Below are 16,170 nucleotides of genomic sequence, written 5' to 3'. Positions count from 1 at the left end.
TGTCGGACCGGGGCGCTTTTTGCTGGACCACCCCCAGGGGTAATAGATACTCTTCAGCAATGACCCTTACGTTCACTCTGGATCCGCAGATCGACCCGGCGCTGCACGAGGCCCTCCTCGACCTGTGGACGGACGCGTCCAACGCCGGCGGAGCCGTGGGTTTCGTCCCGCCGGTCGCCCGGGACGACGTCCGCCCCCAGCTGATCAAGCAGCTCGGCATGATCGCCGATGGTCAGATGCGGCTCCTGGTGGGCCACGACGGGGACGGGCTGGCCGCCGCCGCCTTCCTCGGGCTCAACCGGCACGCCCTGATGGGCCACTGGATCTGGCTCTACACGGTGATGGTCCACCCGGACCGTCAGGGCCGGGGCTACGGCCGCCGGCTGATGGCCGCGTCCGCCGACTCCGCCCGCGCGATGGACGGCGTCGAAGCCATCCGCCTGTCCTGCCGCGGCGGCATGGGGCTGGAGCACTTCTACGCGGCCTGCGGCTACAAGGAGGTCGGCCGCGTCCCGGGCGGCATCCGGGTGGCCCCGGGCGACGACCGCGACGACATCACGATGCTCCTGCCGCTGCACTGACCCCGGCGGACGACCCCGGCGGGTTTGTCCGCACCTGCGCCGTGCTTCACTGGACGGGCACGCAGTCGACCGAGTGCGAGTACCGACGAGAGAGAAGGGGTCACCGTGTCCCTCAAGCCGAGCGCGACGATCCGCTACACCGCGATGCGGCTGGGCATCTTCGTCGGATGCCTCGTCCTGGTCGCGGTCCTGGTCAACGTGGGCTGGGTGCCCGCCGGTCTCGGCGACGCCAACCCCGCCTGGGTCGTGCTGCTCGCCCTGGTGATCTCCGCGCCGCTCTCCTTCGTACTGCTGCGCAAGCAGCGCGACGAGATGTCCGCGCAGATCTCGGGACGCGTCGCGGGCGCGAAGGAGAAGCTCGCCGCGAACCGCTCGCAGGAGGACGCGGCGGACGACGCCGCCCGCGCCTGAGTTAGCTTCCTCACACACCGAACCGCCCCAGCACCCGGGACTCCCCCGTGTGCTGGGGCGGTTCGGCGTTTCCGGGGTGTGCCGGGGGGCGCCGCTCCCTCTGACTCAAAGTGCACCTTTGAGATCCTCAAAGGGAAAGTGTTAGCGTGTTAAACATGTTGGCCACAGTTGCGCACGAAATGACCCCGAGCGTCCCGCTCGTGGCGCGCCTGCACGTCGACCTCTGCCGCCGCGTGTCCGCGGCCTGTTGTGGCTGTCGCTGAGCCCACGCCGTTCTTCTTCTCTTCCCCCCTTCTTTGCGCATCACCCCCGGAGTGTGTCCGTGTCCGCGACCCCTCAGGCCCCCGCCAAGGCCTCTTTCAAGTTCCCGTTCTGGGCCCAGATCGTCACCGGTCTCGTGCTCGGCGTCCTGTTCGGCTGGCTCGCCCGCAGCCAGGACGTCAGCTGGCTCGCCAAGACCCTGGAGCAGGTCGGCGACATATTCGTCCAGCTGCTGAAGCTGGCCGTGGCCCCGCTCGTCTTCTTCGCGATCCTGGTGTCGATCACCAACCTGCGGAAGGTGAACAACGCCGCCCGCCTCGCCTCGCGCACGCTGCTCTGGTTCATGATCACCTCGCTGATCGCCGTCGGCATCGGCCTCGCGATCGGCCTGCTGACCAACCCGGGCGCCGGCACCGGCCTCACCCCGCAGGACGGCAAGCTGCCCAAGCGCACGGGCTCCTGGCTCGACTTCCTGACCGGCATCGTGCCGACGGACGTCATCACGCCGTTCACCGAGCTGAACGTGCTCCAGATCGTCTTCATGGCCGCCGTCGCCGGCATCGCCGCCCTCCAGCTCGGTGACAAGGCCCAGCCGCTGCTCACCGTCGCCGAGTCGGTCCTGGAGCTCCTCCAGAAGGCCCTGTGGTGGGTCATCCGCCTCGCCCCCATCGGCACCGTCGGCCTGATCGGCACCGCGATCGCCTCGTACGGCTGGGAGCTCATCGGCAAGTACGCGACCTTCACCGCGGACGTGTACGTCGGCTCCGCGCTCGTGATGTTCGGCGTCTACCCGCTGCTCCTCGCCACGGTCGCCAAGGTCAACCCGATCCAGTTCTTCAAGGGCGCCTGGCCCGCGATCCAGCTGGCCTTCGTCTCCCGCTCCTCGGTCGGCACGATGCCGGTCACCCAGAAGGTCACCGAGCGCCTCGGCGTCCCGAAGGAGTACGCCTCCTTCGCCGTCCCGTTCGGCGCGACGACGAAGATGGACGGCTGCGCCGCGATCTACCCGGCACTCGCCGCGATCTTCATCGCGCAGATCTTCGACGTGCAGCTGACGGTCACCGACTACCTGCTGATCGCCTTCGTCTCGGTCGTCGGCTCGGCCGCCACGGCCGGCCTGACGGGCGCCACGGTCATGCTGACCCTGACCCTCTCCACCCTGGGCCTGCCCCTGGAGGGCGTCGGCCTGCTGATGGCGATCGACCCGATCCTCGACATGATGCGCACCGCCACCAACGTCGCAGGCCAGGCCCTGGTCCCGGTCGTGGTCGCGGCCCGCGAGGGAATCCTGGACAAGAAGGCCTACGAGACGGCCTCGTCCTCCCCGCTGGACGAGCGCACCCCGGTAGCGGTGGCGGCCTGACCGTCCCACCCACCCGCGGCCCCCGCCCTGCCAGGGCGGGGGCCGCGGTGCGTTCAGCCCGGGGACACCCCGCCGAAGTAGGCGATCGCGCCGAGCGCCACCGGTACGGCGTACCACCAGCGGTTCATCGTCCGGCGGTAGACGGGGAGGAGCGAGAGGAGCAGCCCGGCGAAGCAGATGCACAGCGCGACAGCGCCCATCGCGTAGAGGTCGTCGCGCGTGTGCCGGTCGGCAGGCGCGATCGGGTCTGCGGCCAGCAGGAGGACGCAGATGTACACCGCAGGCAGGTAGACGAGGACCAGCGGGACGCCCAGCACCCACTGGAGGCAGCCCCGGTCCTCGGGCAGGTCGACGCTCTCGCGCCCGTACGTCATTGCATCGCCTTCTTCACGTTGCCGAGGTTGTTCCGGAAATCATCGCCGTAGTCCTGGGCCTTCTTCGACTCCCAGTACGGGCCGCCGTTGTACCGGGCGGCGATCTCCTGCATCTGCGCCTCGGTCAGCTGGTCCGCCGGTACGTTCGCGTACCCCGTCTCCTCCTTGATCTGCGCCAGGAACCCCGCCGCGATGAACGCGTTCTGCTTCGGGTCCTGGAGCGCGGACTTCACCACGTTGCGCTGCTGGTCCGTCAGGTTCTCCGGGTCGTAGCCCAGCACCTCCGCCCCGCGCCGCAGCTGCACCGCGATCGGCCCGAACGAGGTCTCGTCCGGCTTGCCGCCCGCCCGGTCCGGCAGGTTCTCGGCCGTGACCGGGCTCAGCCCCCAGGGGGCGTCGGCGGCCCGGCGGAAGAAGTCCACGCCGTCGTCGAAGATCCCCGGCTGGCCGCCGACCTCCTTCCACGCGATGCCGGCCACCATCTCCTCGGGCAGCCCCGCCCGCTGCGCCGCCGCCCGCAGGATCTCCTTGTTGTTGCGGATCCACTCCGCCCGTCCCTCGTCCGACTGCGGCGGGTCCCAGTAGTTGTCGTCCGCCTCGGGCAGCCCCGCCACCCGCATCCGGATGTCCCGCAGCTCGGGCGAGACCGGCTCGCTCCCCACCGGCCCCGTCATGTCCTTCTTCGGGCCGGAACCCGGCAGGTGCGTCAGGGGGTTCGTGCGGGCCTCCGCCGCCTCGCGCCGGATGTCGGCCATCGCCGCGTACACGTCGACCCCGCCCGCGCCGGCGCCCTTCACCTTGAACTCCGGCAGCAGCTCGTACGCCTGCTTCAGCGCGTGCACGCACACGCTCCGCGCCTCCGCCTCGGCCGTCTTGGCCAGGTGGAAGCTGCCGCCCGCGTCGTCGTGCAGCCGGTTCGCCTCGTCGCGGATGTCGTCCACGTCCATCGTCAGCTCGGCGAAGAAGTCCATGACCCCGGTGGTGGCCCGCATGTCCTCCCACTGGCACATCGGCTCCGCCTCCTGCGCGGTGCGCGTGATCGCGGTGCCCTTCGTGCCGATCAGCGCCGCGAGCGCCCGCTCCGAGCGCTTGCCGTTCCCGTAGTGCGACTTGGCGGTCGTCAGGGCCGCCGCGTACGCGTGCAGGGCGCTCGCCGCCTTGTCGTACCCCTCGGCCATGTGCAGCACGAGCTGGCGCGCCTCAGCCAGCCGGTCGGTGTACGTGTGGCTGCCGTCGCTCTGCCACTGCGTACCGGTCTCGGCCCGCCGCGCGGGCTCCTCGACCTGGACGAGGAGGTCCCGCAGCCGCCTGAACTCGGCCGCGTTGCGCTCGACCAGCGCCGGATTGCACTCCTCCAGGAACTGGACGTCCTTGCGGTGGCTCAGGCTCACTTCGACTCCGGCTTCACGTACTGGCCCCCGTCGAGGATGCCGTCGAGGAAGCTGCGGGCGGTGCCGTCGTCCACCTGCGCGAAGCCGGTGCCGGTGGTCTTGAGCTTGGTGGCCAGGGCGGCGAACAGGTTGATCGTGTCCTTGAACTGGTCGTCGGCGAAGCGGGCGAAGCGCAGCGCCTCCGCCGATACGTCGGCATGGGCGCGCGGTGCGCGCGCCATGGTGCTCGCGTCCCCGTCCGGCCGCCCCTCGTGGAGGAGCGCGGCGATCTCGATCAGCAGGTTGGCGTTGCCGTTGATGGACTGCGCCCCCGCGAGGAGACTCCCGGCCGGACTCCCCGGCACGCCGGCGTCGGCGGGTACGTGGTTGAGGCGCATGGCGGGCGACGGCTGCTGCGCGAGGACGGCGGCCTTGTGCTGGGCCCATTCCGCGTCGAACGACATGTGTCCCCTGGGTAGTTGATAACCGGACATGACCAGATTCGACTGGTCATGTCCATGAGGGACGCGGAAGGCGATCTTACGGTTCCAGGATGCGCGGCGGGAATCGGCCGCAGTCGGACTGTCGCGGTCAGCTGCCGCAGGCGTGGGCCACGAACCCGGCCCACGCACGGGGCCCGACCGTCAGGTGGGTGCGCTGGATGTCCTTGGAGTCCCGGACGAGGACGGCGCCGGGGGTGTTGGCCACCTCGACGCAGTCGTTGCCGTCACTGCTGTCGCTGTAGCTGCTCTTGAACCAGTCCAACTCGTGGTGGTGGATCATGTTTCTCCCAGCAGTTCCTCGATGAAGGCCCGCGACTCCCGGGGCGTGAGCGCCTGAGCTCGGATGATGCCATAGCGCAGCTCAAGGAGTTGGAGTTGCTTGGGATCAGAGACCGGGCGACCGTGGAACACCCCGTCGGCTCGGCCCAGCGCCGTTCCATCGCCGAACTTCAGGAACTGGATCAGACCCAGCATTCCGGCGTGATCCTCACGGTTGGTCGGCATCACCTGGAACTCGATGTTCGGCAACTGGACTACCTCCAAGAGGTGTTCGAGCTGTCCGCGCAGCACCATTGTGCCTCCGATCGGACGGCGGAGCGTCACCTCTTCCTGGACAATGCTGAGTGCCGGCCCCGGAGACCGCCGGAAGATGGACTGCCGCGCCATGCGCGCGGACACCATCCGTTCCATCTCGTCCGGTGTGTAGGCGGGACGCAAGGTGCGGAAGAGCGCCCGCGCGTACTCCTCTGTCTGCAGCAGGCCGTGGATGTTGTGGTTGTTGTAGGCGCCGATCTCGACGGCCTTGGCCTCCCGCTGCTTCAGGTCGCGGATCTTCTTCGGGTAGCGGACCTGTTCCAGGTCGGCCTTCATTGCGGCGATCTTGCCGCCAGCCCCCAGCACCTCATCGGCACGGTCCAGGTACTCGGGGCGGGGGATCCGCTTGCCCGCCTCGACCTTGCGGACCTGGTCCTCCCCGTACTGGATGGCCGCCCCGAAATCGGCGGCCCGCATGCCGGCCGACTCCCGCCACGCCTTGAGCTGGCGGCCCAGCGCGGCCACCACCGCCACGCCCTGCTCGTCCTCCGGGTCGACGTCCCAGCCGGGCTCTTCCGTACCGTCACTGCTGTCCACGCCCATTGCGCGCCCACCTCCGACGAGCCGATGTCCTCAGCGCCCCGTACCCGCCACCTCGGTCCGGACAGCCGTGACAGCACTGGACAAGCGCCGGACAAACGCGGGACGTACAGGCGATGTTGCTTCCCACGGTACGCACGCACGGCCACGCTCAGTGACGTGATTCCTCAACTCGTCGACTTCCACGTCCAGCTGTCCGCGACTCCGCGCGGAGCCCGGCTCGGGCGCATGCTCGCCATCGAACAACTCCGCGCCTGGGGGCTGCCTTTCGAGGTGCCGGGGCAGATCATCGCCGAGCTCTCCAGCAACGCGATCACCCACGGGCGGGTCCCCGGACGGGACTTCAAAATGTCCCTCACCGTCACTCCAGAGACCCTGTTGATCGAAGTCACGGACACCCGGGGTGACCGCCTCCCGGAGATTCGCGACACGGGCCGCGGACTGGTCCTGGTCGAAGCGCTGGCCGACCGTTGGGGCGTGAGGGAAGGGCCGGTCCCCTCCAAGGTGGTGTGGGCGGAGCTGTCGCTCGCCGCCGGATCCCGGGCCTTCGTGTTCCGGCGGCCTTAGACGCAAAAGAACCAAAGAACCGGGGGAAAGAACCCACCGACCCAACCCCACCCGCCCGCGTCGCCCGGTCGGGTGAACCATGCCAACTCAGCTGGATTTCGAGCCGGTTGGCGGGCATATGCTCGCCCCGGCAACCGCAGAAAATGAGACGGCCCCCGACGGGACTGGCATCCCGGCCGAGGGCCTAACCAACCAGGAAGAAAGCACCTTCCCCATGGCTCTCGAGCACCCTACCGCGCCCGCATGCACACCGCCGGGACTTCATCCGCGGACCCCCCGATCCGGCGTAATCCACGTCAACACGCCGCACGCGAGTCACTTCACCGTGGTCGGCAACCACCTCCTCCAGCACCGCGAGCTGTCGGCCACGGCGATCGGGGTGGCGGCGTACATCCAGTCGCTCCCGGAAGGCGCCCCGGTCGGCATCAGGGCCCTGGTGGCCCGCTTCCCGGAGGGCGAGATGCGCATGAGCTCCGCCCTCCGCGAGCTGGAACGCCACGGCTACCTGGAACGCCGAACCGAACGCCTCCCCACGGGCCGCCTGGCCACCCGCACGTACTCGTACAACAAGCCGCTGAGCGGGCCGGACGAGCCTCCGCCCCCGGACCGTGAGCCCGTACCGGACCCGGACCGTGAGCCCGTACCGGAGCCCACGCCTGATCCGGACCCGGTTCGCCGGCCGGCTCCGGACCCCGAGCCGCGGGGTAGCGCCGGCCCCGAGCACGCGCCGCGATCCGTGGACCCCGGCGCGGCCCGTCTGCTCACCGGCCTCCGGCGCCGCGACCCCCGCCTCCTCCTGGCCGAGCGCGACGTGCAGCGCCTGGCACCCGCCGTATCGGCCTGGCTGGACCGGGGAGCGGACCCGGAGGCCGTCGCACTCGCCCTGACGACGAACCTCCCGGAACCGATGCGCAGCCCCGCCTCCGTGCTCGCCTACCGCCTCAAGGCACTCCTCCCACCCCATCTGCCACAGGGCCCGGCCCCCAGCCCGATCAGACGCCCGGACCCCTTCCAGACCTGCGACGGCTGCGAACGGGCCTTCCGCTCCCCCCGCCCCGGCCGCTGCCGCGACTGCCCGCCCCCCGCTTCCCGCGCCGCAGCCTGAGCCTGCGGTCCGGCGGCTGTCAGTGGTGCGCAGTACGGTCGGGTCATGGCAGCCAGAATCGACCTGACGCTCGACGGGGCGGACGTGCAGGCCCTCGCCGTCTTCTGGAAGACGGCCCTGGGCTATGTCGACGAGCCACCGCCCGCTCCCTTCGCCACGCGCGAGGAGTGGCTCGCGCAGTTCGACCTGCCGGAGGACGACTCCGAGGACGACGGTGCGTGGCTCTGCGATCCCGACGGGGTCGGCCCGCGCCTGTGCATCCTCAAGGTCCCCGAGCCCAAGACGGCGAAGAACCGGCTCCACATCGACGTCCGAGTGCCGGGTCACGGCACTCCGGACGAGCGATGGGCGCGGATCAAGGCGGAAGCCGCGCGTCTGGTGCGGGCGGGCGGGACCGTCCTGGAGGAGTTCGACGGGCACCACGTCGTGATGGCCGACCCGGACGGCAACGAGTTCTGCGTCGCCGCGGCCGCTGCTTGACGGGGTGACAGGCAGGTCTAGTCCTGCCCCTTCTCCTCGCCGTCCTCGAGGCGGGCCATGAGGAGGTTGGGGTCCCGCACGGCGGCGAAGTAGGCCGCGCTCGTCACGTAGACGGTCCTCTCCCGCTTCTCCTGCTTCTCCGGCTCGTCCTGCCCGTCCGTCTTCTCCTTGTCGCCCTGCTTCTCGAGCACCGCCACGGCGGTCGGGCTGGACAGGCCTTCCGGCGCGGTCAGGACGATGGAGTGGGTGCCGTTCGGGCGGACGAGGGCGACCTCGTTCGCCGTGACCAGCGCGGCGAGGACCGTGTCGTCCTGTCCGGTGAAGGCGAAGTCGTCGATCCCGGCGAGTCCGGTCGCCCTGGTCTCGATCGTGCCGGCGACGCCGTCGCGGCGTACGGGGATGCGCAGCAGGGTCTGGCGGTCGGTGTTGGACACCCAGACGGCACCGTTGTGGATCTTGATGCCGTTGGCGCCGGCCGGGAAACGGGCGATCTCGGAGAGCGGCTGGAGCGCGGCCCCCGCGGCCCAGATCGTGGCCGTTCCGCCCTTGAGCGGGACGCGCCAGACCAGTCCGCGTGCCGAGTCGGCCACGTAGAAGACGCCGAGCTTCTCGTCGAGGGCGAGGCCGTTGGGGAGCGAGTCCGTCGGGAGCTGTGCGATCTGGACGGGCGTGCCGCCGTGCGGCCCGATGCGCCAGATGCCGGTCCCGCTCGTCCCGGTCGCGTAGTTGACGTACAGGGTGCCGTCCTTGGCGCGCACGATCCCCGTCACCACCGCCGAGCGGTAGACGGGGGTGAGCGGGTTCGAGACCTCGGGCAGGACCGAGAGGAGCCGGGCGGACCCGTGCTCGTCGACGCGGACGACCTGCCGGGCGAAGGCCAGGGTCACGTTCGCGGAGCCGTCGGGTTCGAGGGCGATGTTCTCCGGGGTCTCGCCGGCGGAGTGGCTGAAGTGCGCGACGGTGCGCGGATCGGACAGGGTCGGCTCGCCGGCCGAGGCGGCGGTGGGGACGAGCAGGGTGAAGGCGGCGGCCACGATCGTGGCGGTGGCGGCCAGGCGTGGGAGTCGGAACATGGGCCTCTCCTTGGGTGGCGCAGGGTGCCGGGGAACGCGACACAAGGGAGAGCTGATGCTGCGTCAGTGCGATGGGGTGGCAGCCACGGCCGGAGGATCGCCTGCTTGGTGGACGACTTGGGGCCGGTTGGCTGGGCCGGTTGGCGCCGGGCCGGAAGGCCGGGGGCGGAGGTCCGGTGCCGGAGGAGGCACGAGGCCCGGGGCGCCGGGCCCCCGCCGGCTCAGCCGAGGGTGAGGGGGTGGTCGGGCGCGAGTTCCTTCGCGATCCGTTCGGCCACCGTGGAGGCCGAGTTGCCCTCGGGGGAGGACGGGCCCTTGGTCACGGAGACCGCGATGGACAGGTCCTGCGCCGGAAGGTAGGCCGAGACGGCCGCGTAGCCGGAGAAGGAGGGGTTCGTCGCGATCCAGTCGCGCAGGACCAGGACGCCGAAGCCGAAGTGGAGGGCCTCGGTGTTCTTCCGGCAGTACGGGGCCGGGCACTCCTTGGTCGGGGTGCCGAGGCCGACCGTGCCGGGGTTCAGCTGGGTGCGGAAGGCTTCCTTCGACAGCAGGGCTCCCGTGCCGATGCCGCGGGCGGAGGTGGCCAGGTCGCAGATGTCCCCGGTGAGGACCGCGCCGGGGGCGGTGGTCCACGAGGGGTTCCAGTAGCTCGACTCCTCGTACGTACCGCGCTCCGAGGTGAAGGCGTGCAGGGCCGGGACCGGGATCTCGGGAGTCGCGGAGTTCCTCGTCTCGCGCAGGCCGAGCGGGCCGATCACGAGGTCCTGGAGCACCTGGTCGAGCGGCTTGCCGGTGATCTTCGCGAGGGCGGCGCCGAGCAGCTGGAAGTTCTCGTGGGAGTAGCTGAAGCTCGTGCCCGGCTCGTACCAGAGCGGGTGGCGGCTGGTGATGGCCAGGGTGTCCGCCGGGGTCCACGCGCGGAACGGCTTGGCCTCGATCTCCTTGAGGAACACGGGGTCGGTGACGTAGTCGTGGATGCCCGAGGTGGAACTGCCCAGCATGCGCAGCGTGATCTCGTCGGCGTGCGGGACGTCCGGCAGCCACTTCGAGATGGGTTCGTCGAGGCCGACCTGCCCCTCGTCGACGAGGGCGAGCAGCGCGGTGGCCATGTAGACGATGCCGACCGAGCCGGTGCGCAAGTGCATGGAGGGGTCGGCGGGGACCCCGGTCATCGAATTGCCGAGCGCTCCGGTGACGACGTCCTGCTTGCCCGAGGTCACGCGCAGGATGACCGAGTTGAGCCCGAACTCCCGTTGTGCCGCGCGGGCGATGTCGAGCACGCGGGCCGCCTGTCCCGAGGCCGTGGCCGAGACCGGGGAGCTCACACACTTGCGCGCGGGTTCCGCGGCGGCCGCGGCCGGGGCGGCCCCCGCCCCGAGCGGCAGGACCGCGGCGACCAGAGCGGCAGCGCAGGCGCACGCCGTCCGAGTACGCGTCACGCCCCTCAGTATGGGACCGCCGCGCTCATCGTGCGCGGCGGCGGCGGGCCGCCGAGCGACCGGCCCGCTCGGCAGCCCCGCCGAGCGGCCAGCCGCCCGGCAGCCCCGCAGCTCAGCGCGCCCGCTGGACGCGGCGTTCGTCCCAGACCGGCTCCGCGGTCTCCCTGACGACCCCGTCCGAGCCGAAGACCAGGTAGCGGTCGAAGGAGCGGGCGAACCAGCGGTCGTGCGTCACCGCCAGCACCGTGCCCTCGTACGCCTCCAGCCCCTCCTGCAGTGCCTCCGCGGACTCCAGGTCGAGGTTGTCGGTCGGCTCGTCGAGGAGCAGCGCCGTGGTGCCGGCCAGCTCCAGCAGCAGGATCTGGAAACGTGCCTGCTGGCCGCCGGACAGCTTGTCGAAGGGCTGGTCCCCCTGCCGCTCCAGCTCGTACCGGCGCAGCGCCGACATCGCCCCGCCGCGGTCCTTGGCGTGCTCCGTCCACAGGATGTCGACCAGGGTGCGCCCCATCAGCTCGGGGTGCGCGTGCGTCTGCGCGAAGTGGCCGGGAACGACCCGCGCGCCCAGCTTCCACGTGCCGGTGTGGGCGACGGCATCGCCCGCCAGCAGCCGCAGGAAGTGGGACTTGCCCGAGCCGTTCGAGCCGAGGACCGCCACCCGCTCCCCGTAGAAGACCTCCAGGGAGAACGGCTTCATCAGCCCCGTGAGCTCCAGGTCCTCGCAGACCACCGCCCGCACGCCCGTCCTGCCGCCCTGCAGCCGCATCCGGATGTCCTGCTTGCGCGGCGGCTCCGGCGGCGGGCCGATCTCCTCGAACTTGCGCAGCCGGGTCTTGGCCGCCTGGTAGCGCGAGGCCATCTCGTCACTGCGCGCCGCGTACTGCTGCATGTCCTGCACGAGCCGCTTCAGCTGCGCCCGCTTCTCGTCCCAGCGCCGGCGCAGCTCGTCGAAGCGCGCGAAGCGCTCCTCGCGCGCCTCGGGGAAGCTCGCGAAGCCGCCGCCGTGCACCCACACGTCGGATCCGGCCGGGCCGGGCTCCACCGCGACGATCCGCTGCGCGGCCCGGGCCAGCAGCTCCCGGTCGTGGGAGATGAACAGGACCGTCTTGCGGGTCTCCCGCAGCCGCTCCTCCAGCCACCGCTTTCCCGGCACGTCGAGGTAGTTGTCCGGCTCGTCCAGCAGCAGCACCTCGTCCGGCCCGCGCAGCAGCGCCTCCAGTACGAGCCGCTTCTGCTCGCCGCCGGACAGCGTGCGCACCTCGCGGAACTGCGCCCGGTCGTACGGCACGCCGAGGGCCGCCGTCGTGCACATGTCCCAGACGGTCTCGGCCTCGTACCCGCGGGCCTCCGCCCAATCGCTCAGCGCCTGCGCGTACTTCAGCTGCGCCGCCTCGTCGTCCACCGTCATGATCAGGTGCTCGGCCGCGTCCACGGCCGCCGCGGCGGCCCGGATCCGCGGCTGCGACACCGAGACCAGCAGGTCGCGGACCGTGCGCTCGTCCCGCACCGAGCCGACGAACTGGTGCATGACGCCGACGCCGCCGCTGGAGGTGATGGTTCCGCCGTGCGGGCGCAGCTCGCCCGAGATCAGCCGCAGCAGCGTCGTCTTGCCCGCGCCGTTGGCGCCGACGAGGGCCGCCACCGAACCTTCACCGACTCTGAACGAGGCATCGCCGAGCAGCACGCGCCCATCGGGCAGGTAGTACTCCAGGTGCGAGGCTTCCAGATGTCCCATGCCTCGCAACCCTGCCTGCCGTACGGCGGGGGCACAACGCGTTTTCGGCGTGCGCGGCGGGAGCGGTGCGGGGGGTGTGGAGGAGTCGGGTGGGTTCGTCCAAGGGGCGCGCGGGGGCTGGTCAGGTGGGTTACCCCTAGGTAAATTACCGGCGGTAACTCCGGAGTCCGAGTCGAGGAGATCGCCGTGGAAGCCGTACCCCAGCTGGTACCGCCCGTGTTGACCGTCATCGACGGGGTGGTGCGGGAGGCGGAGGTGCCCGCGCTGGTGGGGGTGCCGGGGAGCGGATCGCTCGGGGACATCCCCTTCCAGAACGCCAGGGAGGCCCCCGGCGAGGTGGTGCTCGCCCGCAAGGAGCGGGACGGCGGCTGGCGCGACGTCACCGCCGCCGAGTTCGCGGCCGAGGTGACGGCCGTCGCCAAGGGCCTGATCGCGGAGGGGCTGCGCGAGGGGGACCGACTCGCGATCATGGCCAGGACCACCTACGAGTGGACCCTGCTGGACTTCGCGGGATGGGCCGCCGGGCTGGTCACCGTACCGATCTACCCGACCTCGTCCGCGCTGCAGGCCCGCTGGATCATCCAGGACTCCGGGGCCGTGGCCTGCGCCGTCGAGGACACCGCGCAGGCCCGCATCATCAGCGCCGAGCGGGCCAACCTGCCCTGGCTGGCGCACCTGTGGGAGTTCGACACGGGTGCGATCGCGCGGCTGGTCAAGGCCGGTGAGGACCTGCCCGACGCCGTCGTGCACGCGCGCCGGTCCGTCCGTACGCCGGACTCCGTGGCCACGCTCATCTACACGTCCGGTACGACGGGACGGCCCAAGGGCTGCGTGATCACGCACGCCAACTTCTTCGCCGAGGCCGACAACGCGGTCGAGCTCCTGCACCCCGTCTTCAAGTCCGCGACCACGGACGCGGCCTCGACGCTGCTCTTCCTGCCGCTCTCGCACGTGTTCGGGCGGATGGTGGCCGTCGGGTGCATGCGCGCGCGGGTCAAACTCGGGCACGCGCCGAGCATCCGGACCGAGGAGCTGCTGGCCGACCTCGCCGGGTTCCGGCCGACGTTCCTGCTGGCCATCCCGTACGTACTGGAGAAGGTCTACAACACCGCGCGCGCGACCGCAGAACGGATGGGCCGGGCCTCGTCCTTCGACCGCGCCGCGCGGATCGCGCAGCGGTACGGGGAGATCGCCGAGGGCCGCGCCGCGGGGGTGGGCCTGCGGACGGCGCGGGCACTGTACGACCCGCTCGTCTACCGGCGGATCCGGGCGGCGCTGGGCGGGCGCGTCCGGTACGTCCTGAGCGGCGGCTCGCCGCTGGGGCGCCGGCTCGCGGCGTTCTACACGGGCGCGGGCATCGACGTCTTCGAGGGGTACGGGCTCACGGAGACCACCGGCGCCAGCACCGTGACCCCGCCGCTGAAACCGCGGCTCGGGACGGTGGGGTGGCCGCTGCCGGGCACCGCGGTGCGGATCGCGGAGGACGGGGAGGTGCTGCTGCGGGGGCGGCACCTGTTCGCGGGGTACTGGAACTCGGGGGAGGCGGTCGGCGGCTGGTTCCCGACGGGGGACATCGGGGAGCTGGACGCCGAGGGCTACCTGACCATCACCGGTCGCAAGAAGGACCTGATCATCACCTCCGGCGGCAAGAACGTGGCCCCGGCCCCGCTGGAGGACTGGCTGCGGGCCCACCCGCTGGTGGGCCAGTGCATGGTGATCGGCGACAACCGGCCCTACATCACGGCGCTGATCACGCTGGAGCCGGAGGGGCTGTCGCACTGGCGGCAGATGCACAAGAAGACGGGCGTGCCCATGCGGGAGCTCGTACGGGACGAGGACCTGCGGGCGGACCTGCAGCGCGCGGTGGACGAGGCCAACCGGCTGGTCTCGCGGGCGGAGTCGATACGCCGTTTCACGGTGCTGCCGGTGGAGTTCACGGAGGCGGGGGGCCACCTGACCCCGTCCCTGAAGCTGAAGCGGGCCAGGATCGCCCGCGAATTCGACCGCGAGATCGACGCCCTCTACCGCAGGGCGTGAGCGGAGTGCCGGCGTGACCGGAGTGACCGGAGTGACCGGAGTGGCCGGAGTGACGGAGTGACCGGCAGAGCCGGCGGGTCGGGCTACGGGGTGTCCTGGGACGGCTCCTCGATCGGCCAGGCGATCTCGAACCGGTTGCCGGGGTCGTCCGGCGTCCCCGTCCAGCGGCGGTAGACCAACCGGACCGGGCCGGCGAAGGCGAAGCCGTGCGCGCCGATCCAGTCGGCGACGGCATCGTACGCGATGAGGATCGCGGGGAAACCGGCTGCCGGACCGGACACTTCCGTGCAGGCGAAGGTGTTCTCCGGGAGGTCGCGGACGGACATCCCCGCCGGCAGGCCGGTGGGCTGCGCGGCGTCCGCCCAGAAGGGGAGGAGGGAGCGTTGGACTGCCAAGCGGTCCTCCGCGGCTTTCAGGTGCGCGGCCAGCGCGGGGGCCAGATCGGCCCCCGCCTCGGCGTGCGCGAGCATGCCGCGTACCTGCTCGATCGGGATGTCCAGCTGCCGCAGGACCCGGATCAGCCGGGCCGTCCGGATCTGGTCGCGCCGGAAGTAGCGGTAGCCGCTCTCCGGGTCGACGCGGGCGGGCGGCAGTACGCCACTGGCGTCGTAGTGCCGCAGGGCGGTGATCGTGAGGCCGCTGGCCTGCGCGAACTGCCCGATCGGCAGCAGGTTCGTCATGTCCACGGGGAAGACTGTGCTGTCTCGGGTGGCCCGAGAGTCAAGGGCGGGCTTACGCGGTGATCGCGGCGAGGCCCGCCTCGGCGATCTTGACGTCGTCCGACCAGTGGCCGCCCGAGACGCCGATGCCGCCGACCAGCCGGCCCTCGACGACGATCGGCAGGCCGCCGCCGAACGTGACCAGGCGGTCGATGCCCGTCCGGGCGCCCGGCGCCAGCTGGGCGTCGTTCTCGACGAACTCGTGCCAGTCGGTGGTGCTCAGGCCGAAGGCGGCGGCCGTGTAGGCCTTGTCCTGGGCGATCTGGATGGTCATCAGGCCCGAGCCGTCCATCCGCGCGAAGGCGCTGAGATGGCCGGACTCGTCGACCACCGCGATGGCGAACCGGAGCTCCGTCTCCCGGGCCGCGGCGAGGGCGGCGTCGACGATCGCGCGTGCGAGGTCGTTGGCGAGGGCGGGGCGGGTGCGGACGCGGACTGCGGTCATGACGAGCTCCTTGCGGAAGGGTGCGCGGCTTGTTCGTACGCATGCAGCTAACAGCATGCTGATAGCTGTACGCAAGCTGCCTGTTATCTCGGCGAGAACTGGTGGCCGTCTCCTACACTCGGCGCATGCACTACTCCGAGCGGCTGCTGATCCACATCAAGCAGGCCGAGCGCATCACACAGGCCGCCAAGGAGGCCGCGGTGCGCGAGGCCGGGATCACCGCTGCTCAGCAGGCGGCCCTCGCCGTGCTCAGCGACAACCCCGGCATCAACGCCGCCGAGCTCGCCCGCAAGCTCTCGGTGACTCCGCAGACGATGAACAGCCTGCTCGGCCGGCTGGAGGCCCGCGGCCTGGTCGCCCGTACCCCGCACCCGATACACGGCACTCTGATCGAGATCCGGATGACCGAGCGCGGCGCCGAGGTCTTCGCCCAGGCCGACGCGCTGGTCGCGAAGCTCGACGCCCGCCTGGCCGAGGGCCTCTCCCCGGACGAGGTGGCGGCCGTACGCGACCTCCTCGCCCGCATCGTCCACAACGCCGAGGCCCCGGGCCGCTAGGTCGCCTCAGAGTCCCGCC

18 protein-coding genes are annotated in these 16,170 nt (G+C 71.2%); 8 read left to right on the top strand and 10 right to left on the bottom strand.

What is annotated here, in order from left to right:
* Positions 1 to 59 precede the first annotated feature (59 nt).
* The 3 genes from ACFY1T_RS04155 (at position 60) to ACFY1T_RS04145 (ending at position 2,616) form a co-directional block, all read left to right on the top strand.
* Complete coding sequence (locus ACFY1T_RS04155) at positions 60 to 581, top strand: GNAT family N-acetyltransferase (RefSeq protein WP_390786845.1); 522 nt, start codon at positions 60 to 62, stop codon at positions 579 to 581.
* A gap of 144 nt (positions 582 to 725) precedes the next feature.
* Positions 726 to 992, top strand: a complete 267-nt coding sequence (locus ACFY1T_RS04150) for a DUF4229 domain-containing protein (RefSeq protein WP_051696588.1) — start codon at positions 726 to 728, stop codon at positions 990 to 992.
* Between the two features lie 316 nt (positions 993 to 1,308).
* Positions 1,309 to 2,616, top strand: a complete 1,308-nt coding sequence (locus ACFY1T_RS04145; RefSeq protein ID WP_390786844.1) for a dicarboxylate/amino acid:cation symporter — start codon at positions 1,309 to 1,311, stop codon at positions 2,614 to 2,616.
* A gap of 53 nt (positions 2,617 to 2,669) precedes the next feature.
* Here ACFY1T_RS04145 and ACFY1T_RS04140 read toward each other — a convergent pair whose 3' ends face one another.
* The 5 genes from ACFY1T_RS04140 to ACFY1T_RS04120 all read right to left on the bottom strand — a co-directional run bounded on the left by ACFY1T_RS04140 (position 2,670) and on the right by ACFY1T_RS04120 (position 6,000).
* Positions 2,670 to 2,990, bottom strand: a complete 321-nt coding sequence (locus ACFY1T_RS04140; RefSeq protein ID WP_390786843.1) for a hypothetical protein — start codon at positions 2,988 to 2,990, stop codon at positions 2,670 to 2,672.
* Positions 2,987 to 4,381 carry a hypothetical protein gene (locus tag ACFY1T_RS04135; RefSeq protein WP_390786842.1) on the bottom strand — a complete coding sequence of 465 codons (1,395 nt, stop codon included), beginning with the start codon at positions 4,379 to 4,381 and terminating at the stop codon, positions 2,987 to 2,989. Before ACFY1T_RS04135 ends, ACFY1T_RS04140 begins: the two co-directional genes overlap by 4 nt.
* A complete protein-coding gene (locus ACFY1T_RS04130; RefSeq protein ID WP_390786841.1) occupies positions 4,378 to 4,824 on the bottom strand; it encodes a hypothetical protein in 447 nt (148 codons plus the stop codon). Before ACFY1T_RS04130 ends, ACFY1T_RS04135 begins: the two co-directional genes overlap by 4 nt.
* A gap of 127 nt (positions 4,825 to 4,951) precedes the next feature.
* A complete protein-coding gene (locus ACFY1T_RS04125) occupies positions 4,952 to 5,143 on the bottom strand; it encodes a DUF397 domain-containing protein (RefSeq protein ID WP_390786840.1) in 192 nt (63 codons plus the stop codon).
* Positions 5,140 to 6,000: a helix-turn-helix domain-containing protein gene (locus ACFY1T_RS04120; RefSeq protein ID WP_390786839.1), complete on the bottom strand. Its 861-nt coding sequence runs from the start codon at positions 5,998 to 6,000 to the stop codon at positions 5,140 to 5,142. Before ACFY1T_RS04120 ends, ACFY1T_RS04125 begins: the two co-directional genes overlap by 4 nt.
* 156 nt (positions 6,001 to 6,156) lie before the next feature.
* Here ACFY1T_RS04120 and ACFY1T_RS04115 point away from each other — a divergent pair, with 156 nt between their 5' ends.
* The 3 genes from ACFY1T_RS04115 to ACFY1T_RS04105 all read left to right on the top strand — a co-directional run bounded on the left by ACFY1T_RS04115 (position 6,157) and on the right by ACFY1T_RS04105 (position 8,149).
* A complete protein-coding gene (locus ACFY1T_RS04115) occupies positions 6,157 to 6,564 on the top strand; it encodes an ATP-binding protein (protein WP_390786838.1) in 408 nt (135 codons plus the stop codon).
* 325 nt (positions 6,565 to 6,889) lie between these two features.
* Positions 6,890 to 7,669 carry a helix-turn-helix domain-containing protein gene (locus ACFY1T_RS04110; RefSeq protein WP_390786837.1) on the top strand — a complete coding sequence of 260 codons (780 nt, stop codon included), beginning with the start codon at positions 6,890 to 6,892 and terminating at the stop codon, positions 7,667 to 7,669.
* Between the two features lie 45 nt (positions 7,670 to 7,714).
* Positions 7,715 to 8,149, top strand: a complete 435-nt coding sequence (locus ACFY1T_RS04105; protein ID WP_390786836.1) for a VOC family protein — start codon at positions 7,715 to 7,717, stop codon at positions 8,147 to 8,149.
* A 17-nt stretch (positions 8,150 to 8,166) separates the two neighbouring features.
* Here the strand turns inward: ACFY1T_RS04105 and ACFY1T_RS04100 are convergent, their stop codons facing one another.
* The 3 genes from ACFY1T_RS04100 to ACFY1T_RS04090 all read right to left on the bottom strand — a co-directional run bounded on the left by ACFY1T_RS04100 (position 8,167) and on the right by ACFY1T_RS04090 (position 12,393).
* Complete coding sequence (locus ACFY1T_RS04100) at positions 8,167 to 9,222, bottom strand: SMP-30/gluconolactonase/LRE family protein (RefSeq protein ID WP_390786835.1); 1,056 nt, start codon at positions 9,220 to 9,222, stop codon at positions 8,167 to 8,169.
* 221 nt (positions 9,223 to 9,443) lie between these two features.
* The gene (locus ACFY1T_RS04095) at positions 9,444 to 10,661 is read right to left on the bottom strand and encodes a serine hydrolase domain-containing protein (protein ID WP_390786834.1); all 1,218 of its coding nucleotides are present in this window, start codon (positions 10,659 to 10,661) and stop codon (positions 9,444 to 9,446) included.
* A 112-nt stretch (positions 10,662 to 10,773) separates the two neighbouring features.
* Positions 10,774 to 12,393, bottom strand: a complete 1,620-nt coding sequence (locus ACFY1T_RS04090; protein ID WP_390786833.1) for an ABC-F family ATP-binding cassette domain-containing protein — start codon at positions 12,391 to 12,393, stop codon at positions 10,774 to 10,776.
* Between the two features lie 180 nt (positions 12,394 to 12,573).
* On the opposite strand from ACFY1T_RS04090, the gene ACFY1T_RS04085 reads away from it, so the two are divergent.
* Positions 12,574 to 14,430, top strand: a complete 1,857-nt coding sequence (locus ACFY1T_RS04085; protein ID WP_390786966.1) for an AMP-dependent synthetase/ligase — start codon at positions 12,574 to 12,576, stop codon at positions 14,428 to 14,430.
* An 83-nt stretch (positions 14,431 to 14,513) separates the two neighbouring features.
* Here the strand turns inward: ACFY1T_RS04085 and ACFY1T_RS04080 are convergent, their stop codons facing one another.
* Both ACFY1T_RS04080 and ACFY1T_RS04075 read right to left on the bottom strand, forming a co-directional pair.
* Positions 14,514 to 15,110, bottom strand: coding sequence for a MerR family transcriptional regulator (locus tag ACFY1T_RS04080; protein ID WP_390786965.1), 597 nt, complete (start codon positions 15,108 to 15,110; stop codon positions 14,514 to 14,516).
* A gap of 52 nt (positions 15,111 to 15,162) precedes the next feature.
* Entirely contained in the window at positions 15,163 to 15,594 is a 432-nt protein-coding gene (locus ACFY1T_RS04075; protein WP_390786832.1) for a heme-binding protein, read from the bottom strand.
* A gap of 125 nt (positions 15,595 to 15,719) precedes the next feature.
* On the opposite strand from ACFY1T_RS04075, the gene ACFY1T_RS04070 reads away from it, so the two are divergent.
* Positions 15,720 to 16,151, top strand: coding sequence for a MarR family winged helix-turn-helix transcriptional regulator (locus ACFY1T_RS04070; RefSeq protein ID WP_030864627.1), 432 nt, complete (start codon positions 15,720 to 15,722; stop codon positions 16,149 to 16,151).
* The last annotated feature ends 19 nt before the right edge of the window (positions 16,152 to 16,170 follow it).

Source organism: Streptomyces sp. NPDC001194 (assembly GCF_042896985.1).
Lineage (GTDB): Bacteria > Actinomycetota > Actinomycetes > Streptomycetales > Streptomycetaceae > Streptomyces.
This window is presented reverse-complemented; position numbering and strand designations above follow the sequence as displayed.

Bases quoted from the DNA above. Each gene is read 5' to 3' on its own strand.
- ACFY1T_RS04155 (WP_390786845.1), top strand. From the start codon at position 60: ATGACCCTTACGTTCACTCTGGATCCGCAGATCGACCCGGCGCTGCAC.
- ACFY1T_RS04150 (WP_051696588.1), top strand. From the start codon at position 726: ATGCGGCTGGGCATCTTCGTCGGATGCCTCGTCCTGGTCGCGGTCCTG.
- ACFY1T_RS04140 (WP_390786843.1), bottom strand. From the start codon at position 2,990: ATGACGTACGGGCGCGAGAGCGTCGACCTGCCCGAGGACCGGGGCTGC.
- ACFY1T_RS04130 (WP_390786841.1), bottom strand. From the start codon at position 4,824: ATGTCGTTCGACGCGGAATGGGCCCAGCACAAGGCCGCCGTCCTCGCG.
- ACFY1T_RS04125 (WP_390786840.1), bottom strand. From the start codon at position 5,143: ATGATCCACCACCACGAGTTGGACTGGTTCAAGAGCAGCTACAGCGAC.
- ACFY1T_RS04120 (WP_390786839.1), bottom strand. From the start codon at position 6,000: ATGGGCGTGGACAGCAGTGACGGTACGGAAGAGCCCGGCTGGGACGTC.
- ACFY1T_RS04105 (WP_390786836.1), top strand. From the start codon at position 7,715: ATGGCAGCCAGAATCGACCTGACGCTCGACGGGGCGGACGTGCAGGCC.
- ACFY1T_RS04100 (WP_390786835.1), bottom strand. From the start codon at position 9,222: ATGTTCCGACTCCCACGCCTGGCCGCCACCGCCACGATCGTGGCCGCC.
- ACFY1T_RS04090 (WP_390786833.1), bottom strand. From the start codon at position 12,393: ATGGGACATCTGGAAGCCTCGCACCTGGAGTACTACCTGCCCGATGGG.
- ACFY1T_RS04080 (WP_390786965.1), bottom strand. From the start codon at position 15,110: ATGACGAACCTGCTGCCGATCGGGCAGTTCGCGCAGGCCAGCGGCCTC.
- ACFY1T_RS04075 (WP_390786832.1), bottom strand. From the start codon at position 15,594: ATGACCGCAGTCCGCGTCCGCACCCGCCCCGCCCTCGCCAACGACCTC.
- ACFY1T_RS04070 (WP_030864627.1), top strand. From the start codon at position 15,720: ATGCACTACTCCGAGCGGCTGCTGATCCACATCAAGCAGGCCGAGCGC.